This is a genomic window from Nonlabens sp. YIK11, from assembly GCF_001413925.1.
GTDB lineage: Bacteria > Bacteroidota > Bacteroidia > Flavobacteriales > Flavobacteriaceae > Nonlabens.
Map to the genome: position 1 here is coordinate 2,110,739 of NZ_LBMJ01000001.1, position 18,279 is coordinate 2,129,017.

Sequence of the window (18,279 nt, forward strand, 5' to 3'; positions counted from 1 at the left end):
TGACATCCACCTATATTTGTAGGGTTAAAATTCTTACAGATTATGGGTTTAATGGACAAGTTATTCAAATCGCAACGAGACATTGCCAAAGACGAAATCAAAGATATTCAATGGGAACCATTGGAGTCTGTTGACCAGTTGCATAATCTTGTTAAAAATTCAAATCTTAAAACCAAAGTAATTTTTAAGCATAGTACGAGGTGTGGGATTTCCAGAATGGCGCTTAGCAATTTTGAGCGTAATTATGAGAATCTAGATCAAAATGTGACCTATTATTTATTAGACTTGCTCAACTTTAGAGAGGTTAGCAATTCTATTGCAGAGGAACTTAAAGTACAGCATCAATCACCTCAAGTCATTGTCCTTAAAGATGAAAAGATCATCCATACTGAAAGTCATCACGGTATCGATATCAAAAAAATCCAGTCCCTAATCAAATAAATTAACCATGAAAAACATCCGATTTTATTTAATCGCTAGCTCTATGCTAGTCCTCTCTTGTGCTACCAATGTATTTACGGGAGAAAGAACCTTAAAGCCTGTATCTAACGACCAAGTATTTCCTGCTGCATTTTCTGCTTACAATGAAGTATTGCAGGAAAGTAAAGTTGTCACTGGAACATCAGAATCCAGAATGATCACCAATGTAGGTCAGAATATTAAAAATGCATCTCAAAAATGGTTGAATGCCTTGGGCCACCCAGAATATTTGGATGGTTACGAATGGGAATATAATCTCATTAATGATGACCAAGTAAATGCTTGGGCGATGCCAGGTGGTAAAATTGCATTTTACACAGGTATTTTACCCATAGCACAATCAGAAACAGGTGTTGCCGTTATCATGGGTCATGAAGTAGCACACGCACTTGCAAATCATGGTGGACAGCGCATGCGCGCTAGCCAACTTCAACAATTAGGAGCTGTTGGTCTTGCTGTAGGTGGAGTTGTATCTGGAACTAGTCCACAAACCATGAATATTTTAAATCAGGCTTATGGATTAGGGTCACAGTTTGGTGCCATTCTTCCATTCTCAAGAGCTCAAGAGTCTGAAGCAGACAAAATAGGATTGGTTCTTACCGCTATCGCAGGATATGATCCAGATGAAGGTGCGAGACTTTGGGAACGTATGAAAGCCAATAGCGGCGGTCAGGCTCCACCAGAATTTTTAAGCACGCACCCATCAAACGATACTCGTATTGCAAACTTGAGACAACTAGCACCAATAGCTAAAAAAGAAGCGGCAAAATACGGAGTGACTTCATTCAAATAGTCAGTTCAAACACATACTTTTAAAGGGTTCTTCAAGAACCCTTTTTTTATGAAACAAACTTACCCGAAAGGCCATCCCAAATTATTGACCGCATGGGCGTTCTACGACTGGGCAAATTCAGTTTATTCCCTAGTTATCGCTAGTGCCATATTTCCTATCTACTACAGTGCCATAAGCAGTAACGCCTATGAGACTGGAAACGTTCCCCAGATTTTTAAGGGAATGAACAATGAGTCGATTATCATCATTACCACGGCCTTGGCCTTTTTGATCGTCAGCATAATTTCACCTATACTTTCTGGAGTGGCAGATTATTCTGGTAAGAAGAAACGCTTTTTACAGTTTTTCTGTTATTTGGGTGGCGCCTGCAGCATCGGCTTGGCGTTTTTTAGTTTTGATCACCTGTGGATCAGTTTGTTGATCTATTTGCTGGCTTTGGTAGGTTTTTGGGGATCGCTTGTATTTTATAATTCGTATTTACCAGATGTAGCGCATCCAGACCAGCAGGACAAAACCAGCGCACGAGGTTTTTCCATGGGATATATAGGAAGCGTTATTCTTTTGGTCATTTGTCTTGTTTTGATTCAAGGTGGTTTTTTTGAAAGTGAAAAATTGCCCACGCAGATTTCCTTCGTTCTCGTTGGAGTATGGTGGATAGGATTTGCGCAGTACACCTATGCGTATTTGCCCATGGGAACCAGAAAGGATAGTAGTAACGTCGACAATATTTTTACCAATGGCTTTAAGGAATTGAGGAAAATATGGAATCAGTTGGGTGAAAACTTACAGATGAAGCGCTATCTAGCCGCATTTTTCATCTACAGTATGGCCGTTCAGACCGTGATGCTCGTGGCGACTTATTTTGGTACGGAAGAAGTAGAATGGGGTGAAGGAGGCGCTACGACAGGCTTGATTATCTCTATCCTATTGATACAGCTGGTGGCCATTGCAGGAGCGTTTGTGGCGAGTTCGCTTTCGCGAAAGCATGGAAACATCAACGTTCTCATAGGTATCAACATCGTATGGGCGTGCGTTTGTATCTATGGCTATTTTGTCACCACGCCCATACAGTTCTATATCACCGCTGGATTCGTAGGTTTTGTGATGGGTTCCATCCAGTCACTTTCCAGAAGTACGTATTCTAAAATGATTCCAGAAAGCAGTCTGGATACCGCATCCTATTTCAGCTTTTTTGATGTAGCTGAAAAGATTGGGATCGTGATAGGGATGTTGCTTTTTGCCGTCGTTGGTGAGATTACAGGATCCATGCGTGGTAGTATTCTATTTCTGGTAGTATTTTTTGTGATCGGTATCATTCTATTGATACGCGTTCCCAAACTCAAAACAACCAGCGAAGTGAATCAAGAATAATCTGCTACGCTATTTAAGGAACACTTTACGAATCGCTATAAAAGCAAAGATCAGGACAGACATGGCCAGTAACGTTGGGATGATGAGATGCACCCAACCGAACAGCAATAGTATCGCCATGATCAATAACTGAAAGCCCAGTCCATAAACCGAAAGCAACGTCATGAACCAGCTGGGAAAGGGTTCGCATTTGCGCGCGCTACTGTCTAAACGGTAGATCACAAAATCAAAAACTCCATACAGACTTTTATATAAGTGATAGAATAAGGTAACAGTAGATTGATTTTCACCTTTTAATGCTACAGGTACGCTATTCTCACGCACGCGACTGGTCAGGTCACCGTCCACACTGTTGCGTAAAATGACATAGTAAAAATTATATAAGGTTCCCTGTAACTGCAAACCTACAAAAGCCAAAACCGTCCAGAGCAAACTTGCCTGGGTAACGTACATAATGGCCAGTAAAAACATCATGTTGAGCAACAAATCACTCACGGAATCCAAATAGCGTCCTACATAAGATGGTGTCTTCTTTAAACGTGCCAGTTCACCATCTGCCGCATCAATAACCGATTTAAGAATAAGAAAAAAGGCAGCGGTGACGTAGTGACCATTCAAGATGGCGTAGATGGCGATCATACCGCTCAATACAAAAAGCAAAGTCACATGAATAGGAGTGAAGCTGGTTTCTTTTAAAGAATGGGCAATCCACTTACCACCAGATCGACCATAATCGGAAAGATCTAGAAATTGGTGTTTAGGCGGTAATTTAGACATGAAGGCAATCTCAAATTTGAATTTGCAAACTTAGTGCATAATGATTAATTGAGTTTTGGTTAAAAACCCTGATTTCCAAGAGCAAAAAATCCCGAGACAGATGTACCTGCTCGGGATTAGATGTTGTTAATTTGAGGTTTATTTCGCTTTCCTGCCTGTCCGGCAGGCAGGCGCGAAAGCGTGAATCAGTTACATCTTAGTAATGTCTCCACTACCCATGACGGTCTTTTTTAATTTGCTGGTTTCACCTTTATAACGCAGGTCACCAGATCCTACAATGCTGGCATTCATCTCACCACCATTACAAAAAACAGCCACATCGCCGCTACCGGCAATACTCGCCTTTACATTGTTCGCCTTAAGATCATAGGCACTTATATCTCCGCTACCGGCAACACTGGCATCCAGATTCTCAGTTCTTCCAGAAATTTTTAGATCACCACTACCGGCCACGGCAAGACTTAGGTTCTTGGATTCTGTTTTTAATTTGATATCACCGCTACCAGCAAGTGATATTTTCATTTTTTCAGATTTCAAGGTCAGGTCACTATAGATATCGCCGCTGCCGGCAAGGCTCACATGGTCGATATACTCTACAGGTACGGTCACCTTGATACCTTTACGACTGTTAAGGTTGATCCCTTTTTCCACACCTATGGTAAGACGATCACCTTTGACCTCGATTTCTAGATATTCCATTAGGTTGGATTCTGCCTCGACGGTGATGGTACCTTCTGTGCCGCTTACAAGTTCCACATCCATGGAACCTGCCATGCTTATCTCGTCATAGCCTGAGGTCTTGAAGTTCTTGGTTATGACATCGCCATTACCAGTTACTTTTTTATTGCCGAACCATTGTGCATTGGCAGATTGAAATGCAGCGATGGTCATTAGAATAAGAATTGCTTTTTTCATGATGTAATTTTTATAGTTGATTGTTTAGTTGTTGGGTTTTAGGGTTACACTACCAAAACTGCTATTAATATTAATGTTGCTTGAGCTGCCTTGAGTGATATGGTAACCTTGCTTGTAGGATGCGTTCATTTCTTTTTTGGAATTTACAGTGTTCAATCCAGAACCTAAGTTAAGTGAACCAAATTCCGTATCGCATTCATATTCAAAACTAGCTTCCTTATCATATCCTATTTTGATGGTCGTGTAATCTGATTTGATGTTTACGGTTTTGAAGTTCTTGCTTAACTCATTGATGGTCATTGTACCAAAATCTGCTTTTAAAATAGCTTCTTTCTCTACTTTGTCAAGAGTAACTTTACTGTAATCGCCACGGCCATCCACACTTATGAGTTTCTCAATTTTAAAGGTGGAGAAATCAGAATTATATTTCATATTTTCCATCTCTCCAAAAGTCGCTGTAGTATAGTCACCACTAAAATCAATGCTTCCAGCACCGTAAACTTTAAACTCGCTAAAGTCTGCTTTGATCACGCCGCCTTTTATATAATCTATATGCGAACTCTTGGTATAGTCAAAGGAAAGATCATTATTAGGATTTAACAATTGGCCTATTTCCAATCTTCCAAAATCACAGCTCATCTTCAATGGAGCCATCATTTTTTTGATGATCACGGCACCATAATCATTTTCAAGATCCAATGGTGAATTCATGGGCATTTTCACCACAAAGTCAACCTTGGTATTCGTTTTATTTTTGCCTGTGAATAGGCTCATAAAACCAGAAACTTCGTTGGGAATGTCACTTTTTGCGCTCACATTTGACTTGGATGCTGTGAAATCTACGTCGATACGCTCCAGAAGTTCATTAACACGATCTTCATCGTTACCGCTTACCTCAACGATGACATCGATGCTTACGGTGTTTTGATTCCATAACTCTACGGTTACATTGCCAAAGCTATTTTCAATATCCACTCGAGCATCGCTGTTGACGCTGTAGGTCTTATTGATCTTTTTGGTTTTTCTGTACTTGTCGTTTGGATTTGCTACCGCTACCAGCGGCATTATCATCCATACAAGGAATAGGGTTTTATATAAGTTCATTTTGTTGTTTCTTAAGTTGTTGTTCTTTGGCTTTAATCTGTGCTCGAGCGTCCTCTAGCAATAATATTCTGGTCTTGAAGTTTTGGATCATCGCATCAATGACGGCTGGATTCTCACTATTGGACCTAAAATCTTTTTGAATCTTTTTATAATCGGTTTCCAGTTTTTGTAGGCTGGCTTTAGCATCTGCAATGATGCGCTCTGTGGCTGGAGATTTTAGCTGGTTCAAGGCCGCCAGTTGCTGGTCAATCGCTTCTACATAATTGCTTTGTGCGGCAGCCATTTCTGGAGAAACAGATTTAAGTTCATAGGTCTGGGAACGACCGGCCATAAAACTGGCAGAACCTATCATTAAGGCAATCACGGCAGCTGCAGACCATTTCAGGATTGCAGACATTTTTATGATGCGACCTTTGGGTTTAGTTTCTTGATGTACCTCATTATTTTCAGCGGCTTCCTTTATGGGTTCTTCCTGGCAAGCGGCTTCCAGCTTGTCTAGAAAACGTTGTTCATGTCCTTGTGGCAAATCCGTAAGATCAAAATCCTGCTTCTTGAACCACTCTTTCATTTCATCTTTCATATCAACTCCATTTTACTTCTTAAACTTGTTTTTGCTCTCGAGATCGTCGTGCGGCACATACCGTGCGAGATTCCCATGATCTGTGCGATCTCTTCATTATCCATGCCTTCAATAAGCGATAGGGTGAGCACTTCTCTGTAGCTATCCTTTAGTTCCTTCATGGCTGCAAGGACGCGTTTTGCGGTCCATCCGGCATGTTCCATATCGATGTTTTCAGTGTCATCCACGGCATCGTGGTGATCTTCAAAAGTCGTGGTGGTCATTCTACCAGCTTTTCTTTTATAGTTCAGGCAGTTGTTGATCACGATGCGTTTGAGCCAGCTGCCAAAGGTGGCTTCACGATTCCACTGGTGAATTTTTGAGAATGCGGTGATCATACTTTCCTGCATGATGTCCTCTGCCTGTGCGGTATCTTCAACAATGCGCAATGCCACATGGTACATTCCTTTTGCATAATCATTATACACTTGCATTTGTGCGCGCCGGTCGCCTTTTTCACACAGATCAAATACGTCGTTTTTTAGTTCGGTTAGGTTCACTTGGTTAGTGTTTCTGTCTTAAAGATGCAACTTTCGCCTGCATGTTACAGTTGATGGCATTGATTTTGAAATTTATATAGAAATATTGGTATTCATTTTTTGGAAATGCAGGTTGTTCAAGAGTCAAGATCCAAATAAGATACTGATAGATAAAGGGTTGATGGTGGATGAGTTCGCTTTCGCGAAAGCGAAATACCTACAAACATCCCAACGATCCAAAATAAAATAATTTAAATATGCCGCACTGCACTGTCATTGTGGCGACTTGAAGATATATGTTCAAACCAAAGAAGTTTCAAATAGACATTATGTCACAGCAGGAATTTGATCAAGATGCCGAGTTTATTCCATTGTTGAGCTCTAAGGATGAGGAAGAAATGCATGCAGAAGCGGTGCCAGAAACCCTTGCGATCCTACCGTTGCGCAACATGGTCCTTTTTCCAGGTGTGGTGATTCCCATTACTGCTGGACGTGATCAATCCATAAAATTATTACAGGAAGCCAATAAGGCCAACGAGCCTATAGGTGTCGTGGCGCAAAAAGATGAATCTGTAGAAGATCCAGGACTAGAAGACCTGCACGAGACTGGTGTGGTGGCGCGTATCCTTAAAGTATTCAAGATGCCTGATGGGAATACCACGGTCATTATTCAAGGTAAAAAGCGATTTCAAATTGATGCCATCGTAGAAACCAAACCGTATTTAAAAGCGACGACTAAAGCGATTGATGAAGCCAGGCCAGCCGCAGATAATGAGGAGTTCAACGCGATTATTGATAAGATTAAGGAGCTCTCTCTAGAGATTATAAAAGAAAGTCCGAACATCCCAAGTGAGGCGAGTTTTGCGATCAAAAACATCGAGTCCAATAGCTTTCTCGTCAATTTTGTTTCCTCAAACATGAACTTAAAGGTTGAGGATAAACAACGATTGCTGGAGATCAATGATCTTAAAGAACGTGCATTGGAAACCTTGAAGTTCATGAATATTGAGCGTCAAAAGCTCGAACTAAAAAATGATATCCAGTCACGCGTGCAAACCGATATCAATAAGCAACAACGTGAGTATTTCCTGCACCAGCAAATGAAGACCATTCAAGAGGAATTGGGTGGTGGCGTGAGCTCGCATCAAGAAATTGATGAGATGCGCCAGCGTGCCAAAACCAAAAAATGGGACGACAAGGTCAAGGAACATTTTGAAAAGGAACTTGCCAAAATGCAGCGCATGAATCCGCAGGTGGCAGAATTTTCCATACAGCGCAACTACCTGGATTTATTTCTGGACTTGCCATGGAACGAGTACTCCAAGGATAATTTTGACTTGAAGCGTGCCATGAAGATCTTGGACCGTGATCATTACGGTCTGGATGATGTCAAGAAACGTATTATAGAATATCTAGCAGTCTTGAAATTGCGTAATGATATGAAATCTCCTATCCTTTGTCTTTATGGACCTCCAGGAGTTGGTAAAACATCTTTGGGAAAATCCATTGCTGAGGCTTTGGGACGCGAGTATGTTCGCATTTCGCTAGGTGGATTGCGTGATGAGGCAGAAATACGCGGGCACCGTAAAACCTATATAGGAGCCATGCCGGGTCGTATCATACAGAGCATCAAGAAAGCCAAAACATCCAATCCAGTATTTGTACTGGACGAGATTGACAAATTGGGAAGTTCGCACAACGGTGATCCATCCAGCGCGATGCTAGAAGTCTTGGATCCAGAGCAGAACAACAGCTTTTACGATAACTTCCTAGAAATGGGGTTTGATTTGAGTAAAGTGATGTTTGTGGCTACTTCCAATAGTATGCAAACCATACAGCCAGCCTTACGCGATCGTATGGAAGTCATTAATGTGACTGGTTATACCATAGAGGAAAAGGTAGAAATAGGGAAGAGGCACTTGTTACCTAAACAATTGAAGGAACATGGTCTTACTAAAGACCACTTGAAAATAGGGAAACCACAAATAGAGAAAATCGTTGAAGGATACACTAGGGAAAGCGGTGTACGTACACTAGACAAACAAATCGCAAAAATGGTGCGCTATGCTGCCAAAAGTATTGCGATGGAAGACGAGTACGACCTTAAAGTCACCAACAACACTATTATTGAAGTTTTAGGTGCGCCACGCATGACGCGCGATAAGTATGAAAACAATGATGTTGCTGGTGTGGTCACTGGACTTGCCTGGACTCGTGTAGGTGGAGATATATTATTTATAGAATCCATCCTAAGTAAAGGTAAAGGCCAGCTGAGCGTTACCGGTAATCTAGGTAAGGTCATGAAGGAAAGTGCCACAATAGCGATGGAATACATCAAGGCACATGCCGATGAACTGGGCATCGATTCAGGAATATTTGAGAAGTACAATGTTCACATTCACGTACCTGAAGGAGCTACCCCAAAAGATGGTCCTAGTGCTGGAATCACGATGTTGACTTCGCTAGTTTCTTTATTTACACAACGTAAAGTCAAGAAAAGCATTGCCATGACAGGTGAGATCACGCTACGCGGTAAGGTGCTACCCGTTGGCGGAATTAAGGAAAAGATCCTCGCGGCAAAACGTGCAAGAATCAAGGAAATCCTACTTTGCGAGCAAAACCGTAGAGACATAGAGGAAATCAAACCTGACTACCTAAAAGGCTTGACCTTCCATTATGTAAGTGATATGAGCAATGTATTGGAATTGGCGTTGACTAAGCAAAAGGTCAAAAATGCAAAGGTGTTGTAATTCAAATTACTTTTAAAATAAAAGACCCGATGACTGCAAGCCATCGGGTCTTTTTTGTTTGTGTGAAGATGATTAGTTTTTGACAATCTTATGATTGCTCAATTGACCTTCTTTATTAGCTATTTGAACAAAGTAAACTCCAGCAGTCACGTTGCTTAAATCAACATTTTGATTATTGCTGCTCAGCACTTTACTTCCCAATACACTATAAACGTCTACTCGAGCGATCTCAAAATTAGTAGATTCTATGTTGAGCAAACCAGTTGTAGGATTTGGGTATACATTGATGGTAGATGCCAATGCTTCCGGAGACTCTACACCAAGAGTTGAATTATAGTCATAAACCGTTTTACTGCTAACGTCTTCATAGGACATGGTGCTGGAATCATAATCTTGATAACGCTGCTCTAATATTTTATTGACATATGGGAAGTCTTCAAAAAGATATTCCGTACCTGTTTTATCTCTAAATGGATTTGCGATATTGCTCATCAATACATTTGTATCATAAATATAGGTTTCTCTATTGGACGGTCCAGATTCAGTAAAATCGAAATCAGTAACCTCGATAGTAAGGTTTCCATTATTATCATAGGTGTAATCAAATTCTTCATCCAGATCATAACTGGAACCGTTCCAGTTTTCAAAGATTTTTCTTACTAGTTGATTACTATTATTATACGTCAACGTGTCTCTATAGTCGGTTTGCCAGACACCGTTCACTAAAGTCTCGCCCACTAGATTTGAAATTGAACCATTAGTGTTATAGTTGATAAAGGCACGATCCTCTGCCACCCATTGTGATCCATCCCAAACATATTCGATAAAAGACGTTAGTCTGTTGTTACTATAACTTGCGGTCAATCTAAATTCATTCTGATAACTTCCATTTACAAATTCTTCAGATCTTATTTCAACCAGATCACCCTTGGAATTATAGGTGTAAATGTCTCTGTAATCATTGACAAACGTTCCTGATGTCGAATTGTATACCTGTGATATCAATAAAGTTGCCCTGCGATTAGCATTATATTCATAGGTGTCCTGATATTCAGGAATCCAAGATGCTGTACTGGATTCCCATCTCAAAGCGGTCTCCTGAATTAGATTATCGCTGGAATCGTATTCATAGTTATAGCCGTAGACGTTCTCAAAGCCACCACTGCCGTCTGATATTTGTTGGACAGAAGACAATAGCTGATTTTGAGCATTTAAGCTCAAACAAATCAAGGAGAAAAATAGAAGAGTAATTTTGTTCATAATGAAGCCTTTAAGGATTAAGCATTAAAGCTACAGCTTCACGACGCCAATGAAAATACCCTCAAAGGGGTATATTTAAGAAAATATAATTCTTTAACCCGTTTATAATCAATTATTTATAATAAATGCGATTTTACTTACAGACCTTATGTAGGCAAATCCTATATTAAGTTGATTAAGAAATCATTAGAAGATATAGAGGTATTTCGCTTTCGCGAAAGCGAAAAAACAACCACCTATAGATCCACAGGTCTGTCTTGCCGGTTCAAATAAATAGCACTGGAAACCAATGCGGACAAAATTACGATGATAAAAATCTCCAATTCTAGCGAGAAAAGCACTCGTAAATCACCGGCATCACCCATGACGGTCTCGCGCATTTTTATCATGCCGCCGTCTGAGTAATAATAAATAAGAAACAACATAATGAGCGGATAGAGAAACACGCAAGTAAATACTCCTGTGCGCATGGCGTAAAACATGAGCTTTTTGAACTTTAATTTTTTCGCAGAGTTATAGACGACATCCCTAATAAAAGAGAGAATTCCCAAAAAAATTATAGGAATGTACAATGCCTTTACATACCATTCCTGACGCAGGCCCAATTGAAAAACCAGTATGGAAAGGACCACAATGGAACCGGTTATGATCAACGCATAGATCCAACTGTATTTGATTCTTGAGTAACCTTTCTGTTTAAGCATTTCGTTATGTTTCTTTAAAACAACTCATGGAAGTTAGCCAAGTCGCTTCAAAAGCTTCTAAAATTTAGTAATTCTTTAATAGCGGCGTAGCATAACAAAAAAATACATTTAAGACTTAGCGCTGCTTTATGGAAATGGAAATCATCTTAGTCTTTTGTGTGTTGGGAATGACCATCTTACTGTTCCTAACCGAATGGTTTCCCATTGACAAAATTGCATTTTTAATCATCGTGAGCTTGGTTCTTCTAGGTCTTACAAAACCAGAAGAAGCCATTAGTGGCTTTGCAGATCCTGCAACCATTACCGTATTGTCGCTTATGATTATTGCCATAAGCCTGGAAGATAACGGCGTGATTGAATGGTTGACGAGTGGTATTAAAAGAGTCAGCATACTGCCGCTAATTCTCATCACACCAGTGTTTATGTTTGTTAGTGCCAGTATATCTGCCTTTATTAGTACCACGGCGGTGGTTATCATTTTTATAAAAATTGTTTCACAGCTATCGGCTAAGTATAATTTCTCTGCCAGTAAATTATTGATGCCCATATCTTTTGCTGGTATTTTAGGTGGTAGTTGTACCTTGATGGGAACATCTACCAACCTTATAGTGAACTCTGTTGCCCGTAACTTAGGCGCTGAGCGTTTGGGATTCTTTGAGTTTACGGTATTTGGATTGGTATTTCTCGTAATCGGTATTGTATTTATGACCATCGCCTCAAAATGGCTTCCCAAGGACAAAAGCAAAGACCTGGCAGAAAATTATGGACTCCAGGAATTCATCTTTACGGTGACCATTACTGAAGAAAGCAAGCTCGTAGATCAACTACTATCAGAAAGTATTCTCGAAGAAAATCCTGATATAAGTATTATAAAATTGATACGTGATCGCAAGGTGGTCAACGCGCCAGGAAAATACATCAATGTAAAAGTAGGAGATGAGCTGGTCCTGATGGGTACGGTTGAAGATCTCGCGCAATTTGTACAAAAGGAAAACTTGTTGCTCCACGACGAGCGCAACACTAAAGACAAAATCCAACAGGCCAATAATATTGAGGAAAAGGATGAAGAGTCGCCTGTGATGAAATATATAGAGCTGCTCATCTTACCAGGTTCCAATCTTATAGGAAGTACGCTAAGAAAAATACGCAGATCATCCTTGTATGGCGCTTATCCGCTGGCCATTCAAAAGCGTAAGAACATTAGAAACACAAAAGATCGCTTGATACGCAAGGACATCAATGACATACGCGTCAAACCTGGTGATCGATTGTTGCTGGAATTACAGGATGGATCGATGCGAGACTTGGAACGCCTGGAAAATGTGGCCATACTCAACGAGCATGAACTTAAAAGCAGCGTGCCTTTGTATAAAAAATACATCACGTTATTTACTTTGTTAGCGGTAATAGGTCTAGCCAGTAGCGGCGTTTTGACCATTCTTGCCAGTGCGTTGACAGGCATAGGAATCTTGTTGTTGACGAATTGTATCTCTCTGGAAAAAATCTATCAAAAGGTGAACTGGCAAATTGTTTTTCTACTTGCGGGAATGATTCCTTTGGGAATTGCAATGAACAACACTGGTACAGATACTTGGATATCAGAGCAATTGCTGGAGATCCTTCAAGGTCAGGCGCCTATAATTGTTCTGGGACTTATATTTTTGTTTACCATGTTGATGAGCGGCACCATATCCAATAATGCAACCGCCATCATCATGACGCCTATCGCAATGTCTGTTGGTGCCGGATTTGGCCTAGAGGTAAAGCCATTTATTCTTGCCGTCATGTTTGCGGCAAACTTCAGCTTTTTTACGCCTGTTGGTTATCAAACCAACGCCTTGATTTATGGTACTGGAATCTATAAATTCAAGCACTTTTTAATCATAGGTGGTATTTTAAGCATCATTCTTTGGATTGTGGGAACCCTATTGCTTTCTACCTTACTCTAGAAAATAAGTTCAGCCTTAAGATTTACTAATGGCATAGGCCCAATAAATCAATAGCGGATGAATAACAACCAGTCGTACCCAACCTACCCATGGATCCAGGCAGACACCACCAGCACAATGCCCTAACTGAATAAAGTAAACGTGCGATATGACAAACGCCAGCAGCATGGCGATTGTGATCCATCCGGCATATTTTCTAGTAGGTTTAAAAATGGCAAGCACAGCTACTGCTATTTCTACCACGCCAGCAAGAATGTTGATGACACCTGCATCGCCCAACCAATTAGGGATGACTTCCTCATAGGTTTCAGGATTCAAAAAGTGGTTGACTCCAGCAAAGCCATAAAAAATGATAAATAGAATGAGAGAAATCTTTTTCCACATAGAGATTCAGTAATTAGTTCCTGGCGTACTCGATCACAAAGCTACGTTCTAGATCAGTTATTCTCAAAGTATCCCGACGCACACTCACGATGCTGCAAGCTTCAAAGATAGGATTGGTCAACACCAATTCGTCTGAAGCTAACTCGGTATTGAATTCATCTGCAAAACGGCAGCTGGTGGACAGTTCGTAGGGATCAAATTGAGGTTCTTCATATTGACCTTCAGAAATTAATTTTGCAGTATTGCCTTTGAACTCGTAGGTGCTGTATGGATAATCCACTCGCTTCCAGGTGCCTTGCAACTGGTTCTTCAATTCATTGATCTGTCCTGCAGGTCTGAGGTTTGGGGTTCCTCAATGATGTTTTCTTCAGTAGGTATTTTTTCCTCAACATTTTTGCAGGAGAACATCGAGATGGCAATGAATAGCAAGACGGCTAGATTTGATTTGAACATAGCTCTGGATAAATGGATGAATGGTGAATCGTACGATGTACTCTGTAATTGTTACGCTTTCGCGAAAGCGAATACCATTAAAAATGAATAACAGGATTAAGCCTTTTCTGGGTCAAAATAATTGGTAAGTATGGATGCCATTTGTTCACGGCCTGCGGCAATGTGCTCTACTTTAGTCCACAGTGATTCTGGTAACAGAAACTTCATGGGTTGATCCAACTCTGGTATTTTGTGAAATACCGTTTTGATCTGCTCATCCCAAACCTCGTGGTAACGGGTTAGGTCATCTGGATAGACCATTTTGCGGTCGGTACCTTCATTCATCGCCTCAAAAGGCTCCGAAATATTGAGGTAGCCATAATCGTCTGTCAATTGCTCGCCTGGTTGGATATCACGTATTGCGATCTCAAAATCATAGGCTGTGGTCAGACAGTTGGAATTAAAACTGTGATTCACAAATCTGCCTATATCCCAGCATAGAATCATGTTTCCCTTGTTGTTTCTAAAGGTGTAGGTATCGAGGATTTCCTTGTAGACAAAGTCCATTTGCTCGTACTGTGCCGGCGTGAACTCGCGGTCCAGTTGGTCCAGTACCCATGTGATGGTACCTGCTGGAATGAGCTGTTTTGCCACGACTCCATAGCCTATTTCTTCACTTATAAAACGTACTTCGGTATGCGGATGTATCACCTTTATTTTGATTAAATGTTAGATCTAATGTATGTATATCTGCATTAGTTTTTCATTTTCTATTTCTTAAACTTACAAAATATTATACGTTGATTTACAGTTGATTAAGATAGATAATTCTTAAAATTTTATTTATCATATCAATAGTGGTAATCAAATTTAAGGACGTACTTTTGCGCGTTTTAAAAAATGCGATTATGAAGCGTATCAATCAGTATAAAAAGATGTTTAGTGTAGAAGGACCCATTGAGCTTAAAGAGCTTAAGAAGTCTTACCGCAATCTTGTAAAAGAATGGCATCCTGATAAATTCCAGGACGGTGATGAGAAGAAAGAAGAAGCCGAGGTGATGAGCCGTCAAATTATTGATGGGTACCATTTTCTGGTAAGTATCGCTCCAGAAACCAAAGAAGCAAATCTAGAAGCCTACAAGGAAACCACTACCAATACCGGAATCGAGGATTTTGACCATAAAGGGCAAGTGTTGGAAATCACCTTTACAGATGGTAGTACGTATGAATACTTTGGCGTACAAAAGCCTATTTTTCAAAAGTTGATCAACGCACCTAACAGGTATCGTTTTGCAAAACGCAATATCTTCAACGACTATTTATATCGCAAGAGCAAGAAGGATCAAGAAATGGCATAACCAGCTATACTGACTATAAATGATAAAGCCTCTCCAAATAGGAGAGGCTTTTTTGTGTTCGCTTTCTTGTTTGCAGACAGCCAGAAGCGAAAGCAAATTGCTTAAAAACCTCATGCTTCAATCTTTCTTTTCACAAGAACAGAGTCTTTAACTTCAATGTCCAACAACAAAAAAGGCTACCCAAATGAGTAGCCCTTTAGTCAAGTTGTGTGTGTTTGTATTTAGATCGTGAAGTTTTGTACAAAATTGCGATCACCAGTATTCATAACGACGGTGTAGGCTCCTTTTTGTGAAGCAGACAGTTGATACACTCGATTCAAAATGGTCGCTCCCGTGATGATATCTGTGTGAATCAACACGCCATTGTAGTATAATTCTACATTTAGAGGTGCGTTAGTCAATGATAGTTGGGAAACGATCAAGTGCTCGTTGTCCAGTCGCACTGTTGGCTTGAATATTTTGTATTCAGAATCCTGAATAAACCTAACTCTGTTGCCTTGAATGGTAAAAGACTTGACAATGATCTCACAATCCTTGCTCAATTCAATAAAGTAGGTGCCGTTTTCTAGAGCGGTAAGGTCAAATCTTTTGGCATAAGTACCGTTCCCGGCAACGACCTCTTTATATAAGGTAATATTAGAGTTGTCCTTAATGGTAATCTGTTGTCCTTTCTTGACATTTGAAAATTGCAAGGTGGTCACGCTTGCAGATGATACGATTTCGATTTCAGTGGAGTAGCCGTTAAGTGCTGTAAGCATTAAGGCAGTCAGTACGATGTGTTTTAGTGTTTTCATAGTAATCAGTTTTTAACTGTTATACATGGCAAAGTTATATAGCTATGCATGCATAGAAAACATCATATTTGATCACTTTGTATACTAAATTAACATTTAGGTTATTAACTAAAACGTTTTCGTATTAAAATACCATATTTTTAGGGTAATAGAGTAGCATTTGAATATTTGGGATGTAGTACATTTGTAGTGTTATGAAAGACATGCAATTACGTAAACCAGTCCTCAAGAAAGTTCATCCAGAAATGAAGAGTACCGTCTTTGTGAGCAGGAGCACCACAGAGCGTATCGACTGGAAACCTTTCTGGCATTATCATCCAGAAATAGAGTTGGTTTATGTAGATAAAGGTCAAGGCAAGCGCCATATAGGGAACCACATGTCTTATTATAACAACAGCCAGCTTATCTTGATAGGGTCCAACCTACCACATATAGGTTATACGGATAGTCCCAATCACGGTTCTGAACTACTTGTTCAATTCCTACCCGACTTTTTGGGAAAGGATTTTCTGGAACGACCAGCGACACAACCTATCAAGCAGCTTTTTGAAAGGGCAAAAAACGGAATCGTTTTCCTCAAACCGGTGAAGGAGCAAATAGGAGACAAGCTTCATCAATTGAATGAAGTAGAAGGTTTTGAGCGTATCCTGTTATTATTGGACATTTTAAATACGCTGGCAACTACCGAACATTACGAGATCCTCAATGCCGAAAAGTTTGTGTTTGAAACCGACCATCAAAATAATTCTAAGATGGAGACCATTTACAAACACATCAACCAAAACTTTAAGGAGCACATCTCATTGGACGAGATCGCTGATAAGGTAAGCATGACCGTTCCAGCGTTTTGTAGGTACTTCAAAAAATCTACAGGAAAAACTTTTACTAAACTAGTCAACGAGTACCGTGTGGTTCACGCCACAAAACTATTGGCAGAAAGTCCCATGAGCATTAGCGATGTGGCTTTTGAATGTGGCTTCAATAATTTCTCACACTTCAATAAACTGTTTAAGGAAGTCACTGGTAAAAGCGCCAGTAAATACCGCGCCGGATTAAAGCAGATGGTTGGGTAGATTCTAGCTAGATTATTCAATGCTATTCATGTAATTGAATAAATCTTGAGGGTCAATTTCGTTTTTCAAGATTGAGTTGAAATATTCTCCAGAGTTCTTTAGGAATTCATTGGAATTATAAGGTGATTCTTTGGCGCATATTATTAGATTATAATCTGATAAGTATCGAACTCTAAGTTCCGAATTTTTTGCGTCTACAACCTTATCATTAATAATTGTACTTCCGTCATCGAAGCTTTGCCTAGTGATTTTTCTGTCTCTTTTATTTTTACGTTTTAGCAAACCGTATTCTTCCCAGCTATAACCGAAGTCTGAAATGTTTTTTAAAATATCTGTTTCGGACGTTTCGTAAAGACCTGTTTTATATTCCCCATGTACTTCAACGTATACGAAATCTCTCTTATAGTTGTTTCCTCTATAAGCTGCTATTCTTTTAATTTTTTAAACGATCATGATTAAGTAAAAATGTTGATCTGTCAATTTTTGTGGCAAAGTCAATTTTCATATTATGATTTGCTCGAAACCACCAACTGGGGTCTGTATGAAATTCGGATTCCCAATTGTCAAATACCAACGGGTCCTTTAGCAGGACTTCCAATCTTTGGATAGCTATTTTTGGATTATTAAACCATCCTAAACCTCTCACATCTGGGAACGCTTCGGACATTCTTCGATGGAAGAAGGATGTAGAAGTTTCAGTTATACAAATTTTCTCAGGTTCATTGATATCGCTAGGAAAATTCTTGCGTTTCCTGATCTGGATTAAGTAATTAAATATTTTTTTTGCATAGATACTGAGTAATATAATTAGGAAAATAAATATTAACCAAAGCGGAAATACAACCTCAGAAGTCAAAAAATATTTGGTAGATGCAACAACCTTACTTAGACTTAATTCGCCGAATAATAATTGAAATAATGAGCTTACTATAAAACCAATTCCGGTAAGAATTGAAATAATTAGAAATGCTATCACTTTACTCCCAACGGTATCATGCCATGACTTTCTGATGAATTTTTTAATTGATCCCATAATT

Annotated in this window: 20 protein-coding genes; 7 read left to right on the forward strand and 13 right to left on the reverse strand. The window is 39.8% G+C overall.

The features are described from left to right. Positions 1-42 precede the first annotated feature (42 nt). From ytxJ to AAU57_RS09440, 3 genes are read left to right on the forward strand one after another with little or no spacing between them, the layout of a single operon-like run. Complete coding sequence (gene ytxJ / locus AAU57_RS09430) at positions 43-441, forward strand: bacillithiol system redox-active protein YtxJ (RefSeq protein ID WP_055412671.1); 399 nt, start codon at positions 43-45, stop codon at positions 439-441. Positions 442-448: 7 nt separating this feature from the next. After that, positions 449-1,273, forward strand: a complete 825-nt coding sequence (locus AAU57_RS09435; RefSeq protein WP_055412672.1) for a M48 family metallopeptidase — start codon at positions 449-451, stop codon at positions 1,271-1,273. A gap of 48 nt (positions 1,274-1,321) precedes the next feature. Next, complete coding sequence (locus tag AAU57_RS09440) at positions 1,322-2,644, forward strand: MFS transporter (RefSeq protein WP_055412673.1); 1,323 nt, start codon at positions 1,322-1,324, stop codon at positions 2,642-2,644. A gap of 9 nt (positions 2,645-2,653) precedes the next feature. On the opposite strand, the gene AAU57_RS09445 is transcribed toward AAU57_RS09440, so the two are convergent. The 5 genes from AAU57_RS09445 to AAU57_RS09465 form a co-directional block, all read right to left on the reverse strand. Further along, positions 2,654-3,421: a CDP-alcohol phosphatidyltransferase family protein gene (locus AAU57_RS09445; protein WP_055412674.1), complete on the reverse strand. Its 768-nt coding sequence runs from the start codon at positions 3,419-3,421 to the stop codon at positions 2,654-2,656. Between the two features lie 189 nt (positions 3,422-3,610). After that, positions 3,611-4,336 carry a head GIN domain-containing protein gene (locus AAU57_RS09450; RefSeq protein ID WP_055412675.1) on the reverse strand — a complete coding sequence of 242 codons (726 nt, stop codon included), beginning with the start codon at positions 4,334-4,336 and terminating at the stop codon, positions 3,611-3,613. 24 nt (positions 4,337-4,360) lie between these two features. Further along, on the reverse strand, positions 4,361-5,440 hold the full coding sequence (locus tag AAU57_RS09455) for a hypothetical protein (RefSeq protein ID WP_156340096.1): 1,080 nt from the start codon (positions 5,438-5,440) through the stop codon (positions 4,361-4,363). Further along, a complete protein-coding gene (locus AAU57_RS09460) occupies positions 5,427-6,020 on the reverse strand; it encodes a hypothetical protein (RefSeq protein WP_055412677.1) in 594 nt (197 codons plus the stop codon). The genes AAU57_RS09455 and AAU57_RS09460 overlap by 14 nt, the downstream gene beginning before the upstream one ends. Continuing rightward, the gene (locus AAU57_RS09465; protein ID WP_231717793.1) at positions 6,017-6,559 is read right to left on the reverse strand and encodes an RNA polymerase sigma factor; all 543 of its coding nucleotides are present in this window, start codon (positions 6,557-6,559) and stop codon (positions 6,017-6,019) included. Before AAU57_RS09465 ends, AAU57_RS09460 begins: the two co-directional genes overlap by 4 nt. A gap of 275 nt (positions 6,560-6,834) precedes the next feature. Here AAU57_RS09465 and lon point away from each other — a divergent pair, with 275 nt between their 5' ends. Continuing rightward, positions 6,835-9,288: an endopeptidase La gene (gene lon, locus AAU57_RS09470; protein ID WP_055412678.1), complete on the forward strand. Its 2,454-nt coding sequence runs from the start codon at positions 6,835-6,837 to the stop codon at positions 9,286-9,288. A gap of 72 nt (positions 9,289-9,360) precedes the next feature. Here lon and AAU57_RS09475 read toward each other — a convergent pair whose 3' ends face one another. Both AAU57_RS09475 and AAU57_RS09480 read right to left on the reverse strand, forming a co-directional pair. Further along, the gene (locus AAU57_RS09475) at positions 9,361-10,548 is read right to left on the reverse strand and encodes a T9SS type A sorting domain-containing protein (RefSeq protein ID WP_055412679.1); all 1,188 of its coding nucleotides are present in this window, start codon (positions 10,546-10,548) and stop codon (positions 9,361-9,363) included. A gap of 236 nt (positions 10,549-10,784) precedes the next feature. Further along, entirely contained in the window at positions 10,785-11,252 is a 468-nt protein-coding gene (locus tag AAU57_RS09480) for a hypothetical protein (protein ID WP_055412680.1), read from the reverse strand. A gap of 134 nt (positions 11,253-11,386) precedes the next feature. Here AAU57_RS09480 and AAU57_RS09485 point away from each other — a divergent pair, with 134 nt between their 5' ends. Further along, a complete protein-coding gene (locus tag AAU57_RS09485) occupies positions 11,387-13,201 on the forward strand; it encodes an SLC13 family permease (RefSeq protein WP_316931650.1) in 1,815 nt (604 codons plus the stop codon). Between the two features lie 15 nt (positions 13,202-13,216). Here the strand turns inward: AAU57_RS09485 and AAU57_RS09490 are convergent, their stop codons facing one another. The 4 genes from AAU57_RS09490 to AAU57_RS09500 all read right to left on the reverse strand — a co-directional run bounded on the left by AAU57_RS09490 (position 13,217) and on the right by AAU57_RS09500 (position 14,728). Beyond that, positions 13,217-13,585, reverse strand: coding sequence for a MauE/DoxX family redox-associated membrane protein (locus AAU57_RS09490; RefSeq protein WP_055412682.1), 369 nt, complete (start codon positions 13,583-13,585; stop codon positions 13,217-13,219). 13 nt (positions 13,586-13,598) lie between these two features. Continuing rightward, positions 13,599-13,898 (reverse strand): hypothetical protein, encoded by a 300-nt coding sequence (locus tag AAU57_RS09495; RefSeq protein ID WP_055412683.1) that lies wholly within the window; start codon positions 13,896-13,898, stop codon positions 13,599-13,601. Then, positions 13,895-14,038: a hypothetical protein gene (locus AAU57_RS15040; protein WP_156340098.1), complete on the reverse strand. Its 144-nt coding sequence runs from the start codon at positions 14,036-14,038 to the stop codon at positions 13,895-13,897. The genes AAU57_RS09495 and AAU57_RS15040 overlap by 4 nt, the downstream gene beginning before the upstream one ends. Before the next feature lie 96 nt (positions 14,039-14,134). Then, on the reverse strand, positions 14,135-14,728 hold the full coding sequence (locus AAU57_RS09500; protein ID WP_055412684.1) for an SET domain-containing protein: 594 nt from the start codon (positions 14,726-14,728) through the stop codon (positions 14,135-14,137). A gap of 197 nt (positions 14,729-14,925) precedes the next feature. On the opposite strand from AAU57_RS09500, the gene AAU57_RS09505 reads away from it, so the two are divergent. After that, the gene (locus tag AAU57_RS09505) at positions 14,926-15,375 is read left to right on the forward strand and encodes a KTSC domain-containing protein (RefSeq protein ID WP_055412685.1); all 450 of its coding nucleotides are present in this window, start codon (positions 14,926-14,928) and stop codon (positions 15,373-15,375) included. A 221-nt stretch (positions 15,376-15,596) separates the two neighbouring features. Here AAU57_RS09505 and AAU57_RS09510 read toward each other — a convergent pair whose 3' ends face one another. After that, positions 15,597-16,169 carry a hypothetical protein gene (locus AAU57_RS09510; RefSeq protein ID WP_055412686.1) on the reverse strand — a complete coding sequence of 191 codons (573 nt, stop codon included), beginning with the start codon at positions 16,167-16,169 and terminating at the stop codon, positions 15,597-15,599. A gap of 203 nt (positions 16,170-16,372) precedes the next feature. Between AAU57_RS09510 and AAU57_RS09515 the strand changes: the two genes are divergently transcribed. Further along, positions 16,373-17,242, forward strand: coding sequence for an AraC family transcriptional regulator (locus AAU57_RS09515; RefSeq protein ID WP_055413730.1), 870 nt, complete (start codon positions 16,373-16,375; stop codon positions 17,240-17,242). Positions 17,243-17,675: 433 nt separating this feature from the next. Here the strand turns inward: AAU57_RS09515 and AAU57_RS09520 are convergent, their stop codons facing one another. Next, a complete protein-coding gene (locus AAU57_RS09520) occupies positions 17,676-18,275 on the reverse strand; it encodes a hypothetical protein (RefSeq protein WP_055412687.1) in 600 nt (199 codons plus the stop codon). Between the last annotated feature and the right edge of the window lie 4 nt (positions 18,276-18,279).

What these genes read in the sequence shown, in the direction of transcription:
- AAU57_RS09505 (WP_055412685.1), top strand. Translation starts at nt 14,926, where the DNA reads ATGAAGCGTATCAATCAGTATAAAAAGATGTTTAGTGTAGAAGGACCC.
- AAU57_RS15040 (WP_156340098.1), bottom strand. Translation starts at nt 14,038, where the DNA reads ATGTTCAAATCAAATCTAGCCGTCTTGCTATTCATTGCCATCTCGATG.
- AAU57_RS09520 (WP_055412687.1), bottom strand. Translation starts at nt 18,275, where the DNA reads ATGGGATCAATTAAAAAATTCATCAGAAAGTCATGGCATGATACCGTT.
- ytxJ (WP_055412671.1), top strand. Translation starts at nt 43, where the DNA reads ATGGGTTTAATGGACAAGTTATTCAAATCGCAACGAGACATTGCCAAA.
- AAU57_RS09445 (WP_055412674.1), bottom strand. Translation starts at nt 3,421, where the DNA reads ATGTCTAAATTACCGCCTAAACACCAATTTCTAGATCTTTCCGATTAT.
- AAU57_RS09515 (WP_055413730.1), top strand. Translation starts at nt 16,373, where the DNA reads ATGCAATTACGTAAACCAGTCCTCAAGAAAGTTCATCCAGAAATGAAG.
- AAU57_RS09440 (WP_055412673.1), top strand. Translation starts at nt 1,322, where the DNA reads ATGAAACAAACTTACCCGAAAGGCCATCCCAAATTATTGACCGCATGG.
- lon (WP_055412678.1), top strand. Translation starts at nt 6,835, where the DNA reads ATGTTCAAACCAAAGAAGTTTCAAATAGACATTATGTCACAGCAGGAA.
- AAU57_RS09455 (WP_156340096.1), bottom strand. Translation starts at nt 5,440, where the DNA reads ATGAACTTATATAAAACCCTATTCCTTGTATGGATGATAATGCCGCTG.
- AAU57_RS09490 (WP_055412682.1), bottom strand. Translation starts at nt 13,585, where the DNA reads ATGTGGAAAAAGATTTCTCTCATTCTATTTATCATTTTTTATGGCTTT.
- AAU57_RS09480 (WP_055412680.1), bottom strand. Translation starts at nt 11,252, where the DNA reads ATGCTTAAACAGAAAGGTTACTCAAGAATCAAATACAGTTGGATCTAT.
- AAU57_RS09475 (WP_055412679.1), bottom strand. Translation starts at nt 10,548, where the DNA reads ATGAACAAAATTACTCTTCTATTTTTCTCCTTGATTTGTTTGAGCTTA.
- AAU57_RS09510 (WP_055412686.1), bottom strand. Translation starts at nt 16,169, where the DNA reads ATGAAAACACTAAAACACATCGTACTGACTGCCTTAATGCTTACAGCA.
- AAU57_RS09435 (WP_055412672.1), top strand. Translation starts at nt 449, where the DNA reads ATGAAAAACATCCGATTTTATTTAATCGCTAGCTCTATGCTAGTCCTC.
- AAU57_RS09485 (WP_316931650.1), top strand. Translation starts at nt 11,387, where the DNA reads ATGGAAATCATCTTAGTCTTTTGTGTGTTGGGAATGACCATCTTACTG.
- AAU57_RS09460 (WP_055412677.1), bottom strand. Translation starts at nt 6,020, where the DNA reads ATGAAAGATGAAATGAAAGAGTGGTTCAAGAAGCAGGATTTTGATCTT.
- AAU57_RS09450 (WP_055412675.1), bottom strand. Translation starts at nt 4,336, where the DNA reads ATGAAAAAAGCAATTCTTATTCTAATGACCATCGCTGCATTTCAATCT.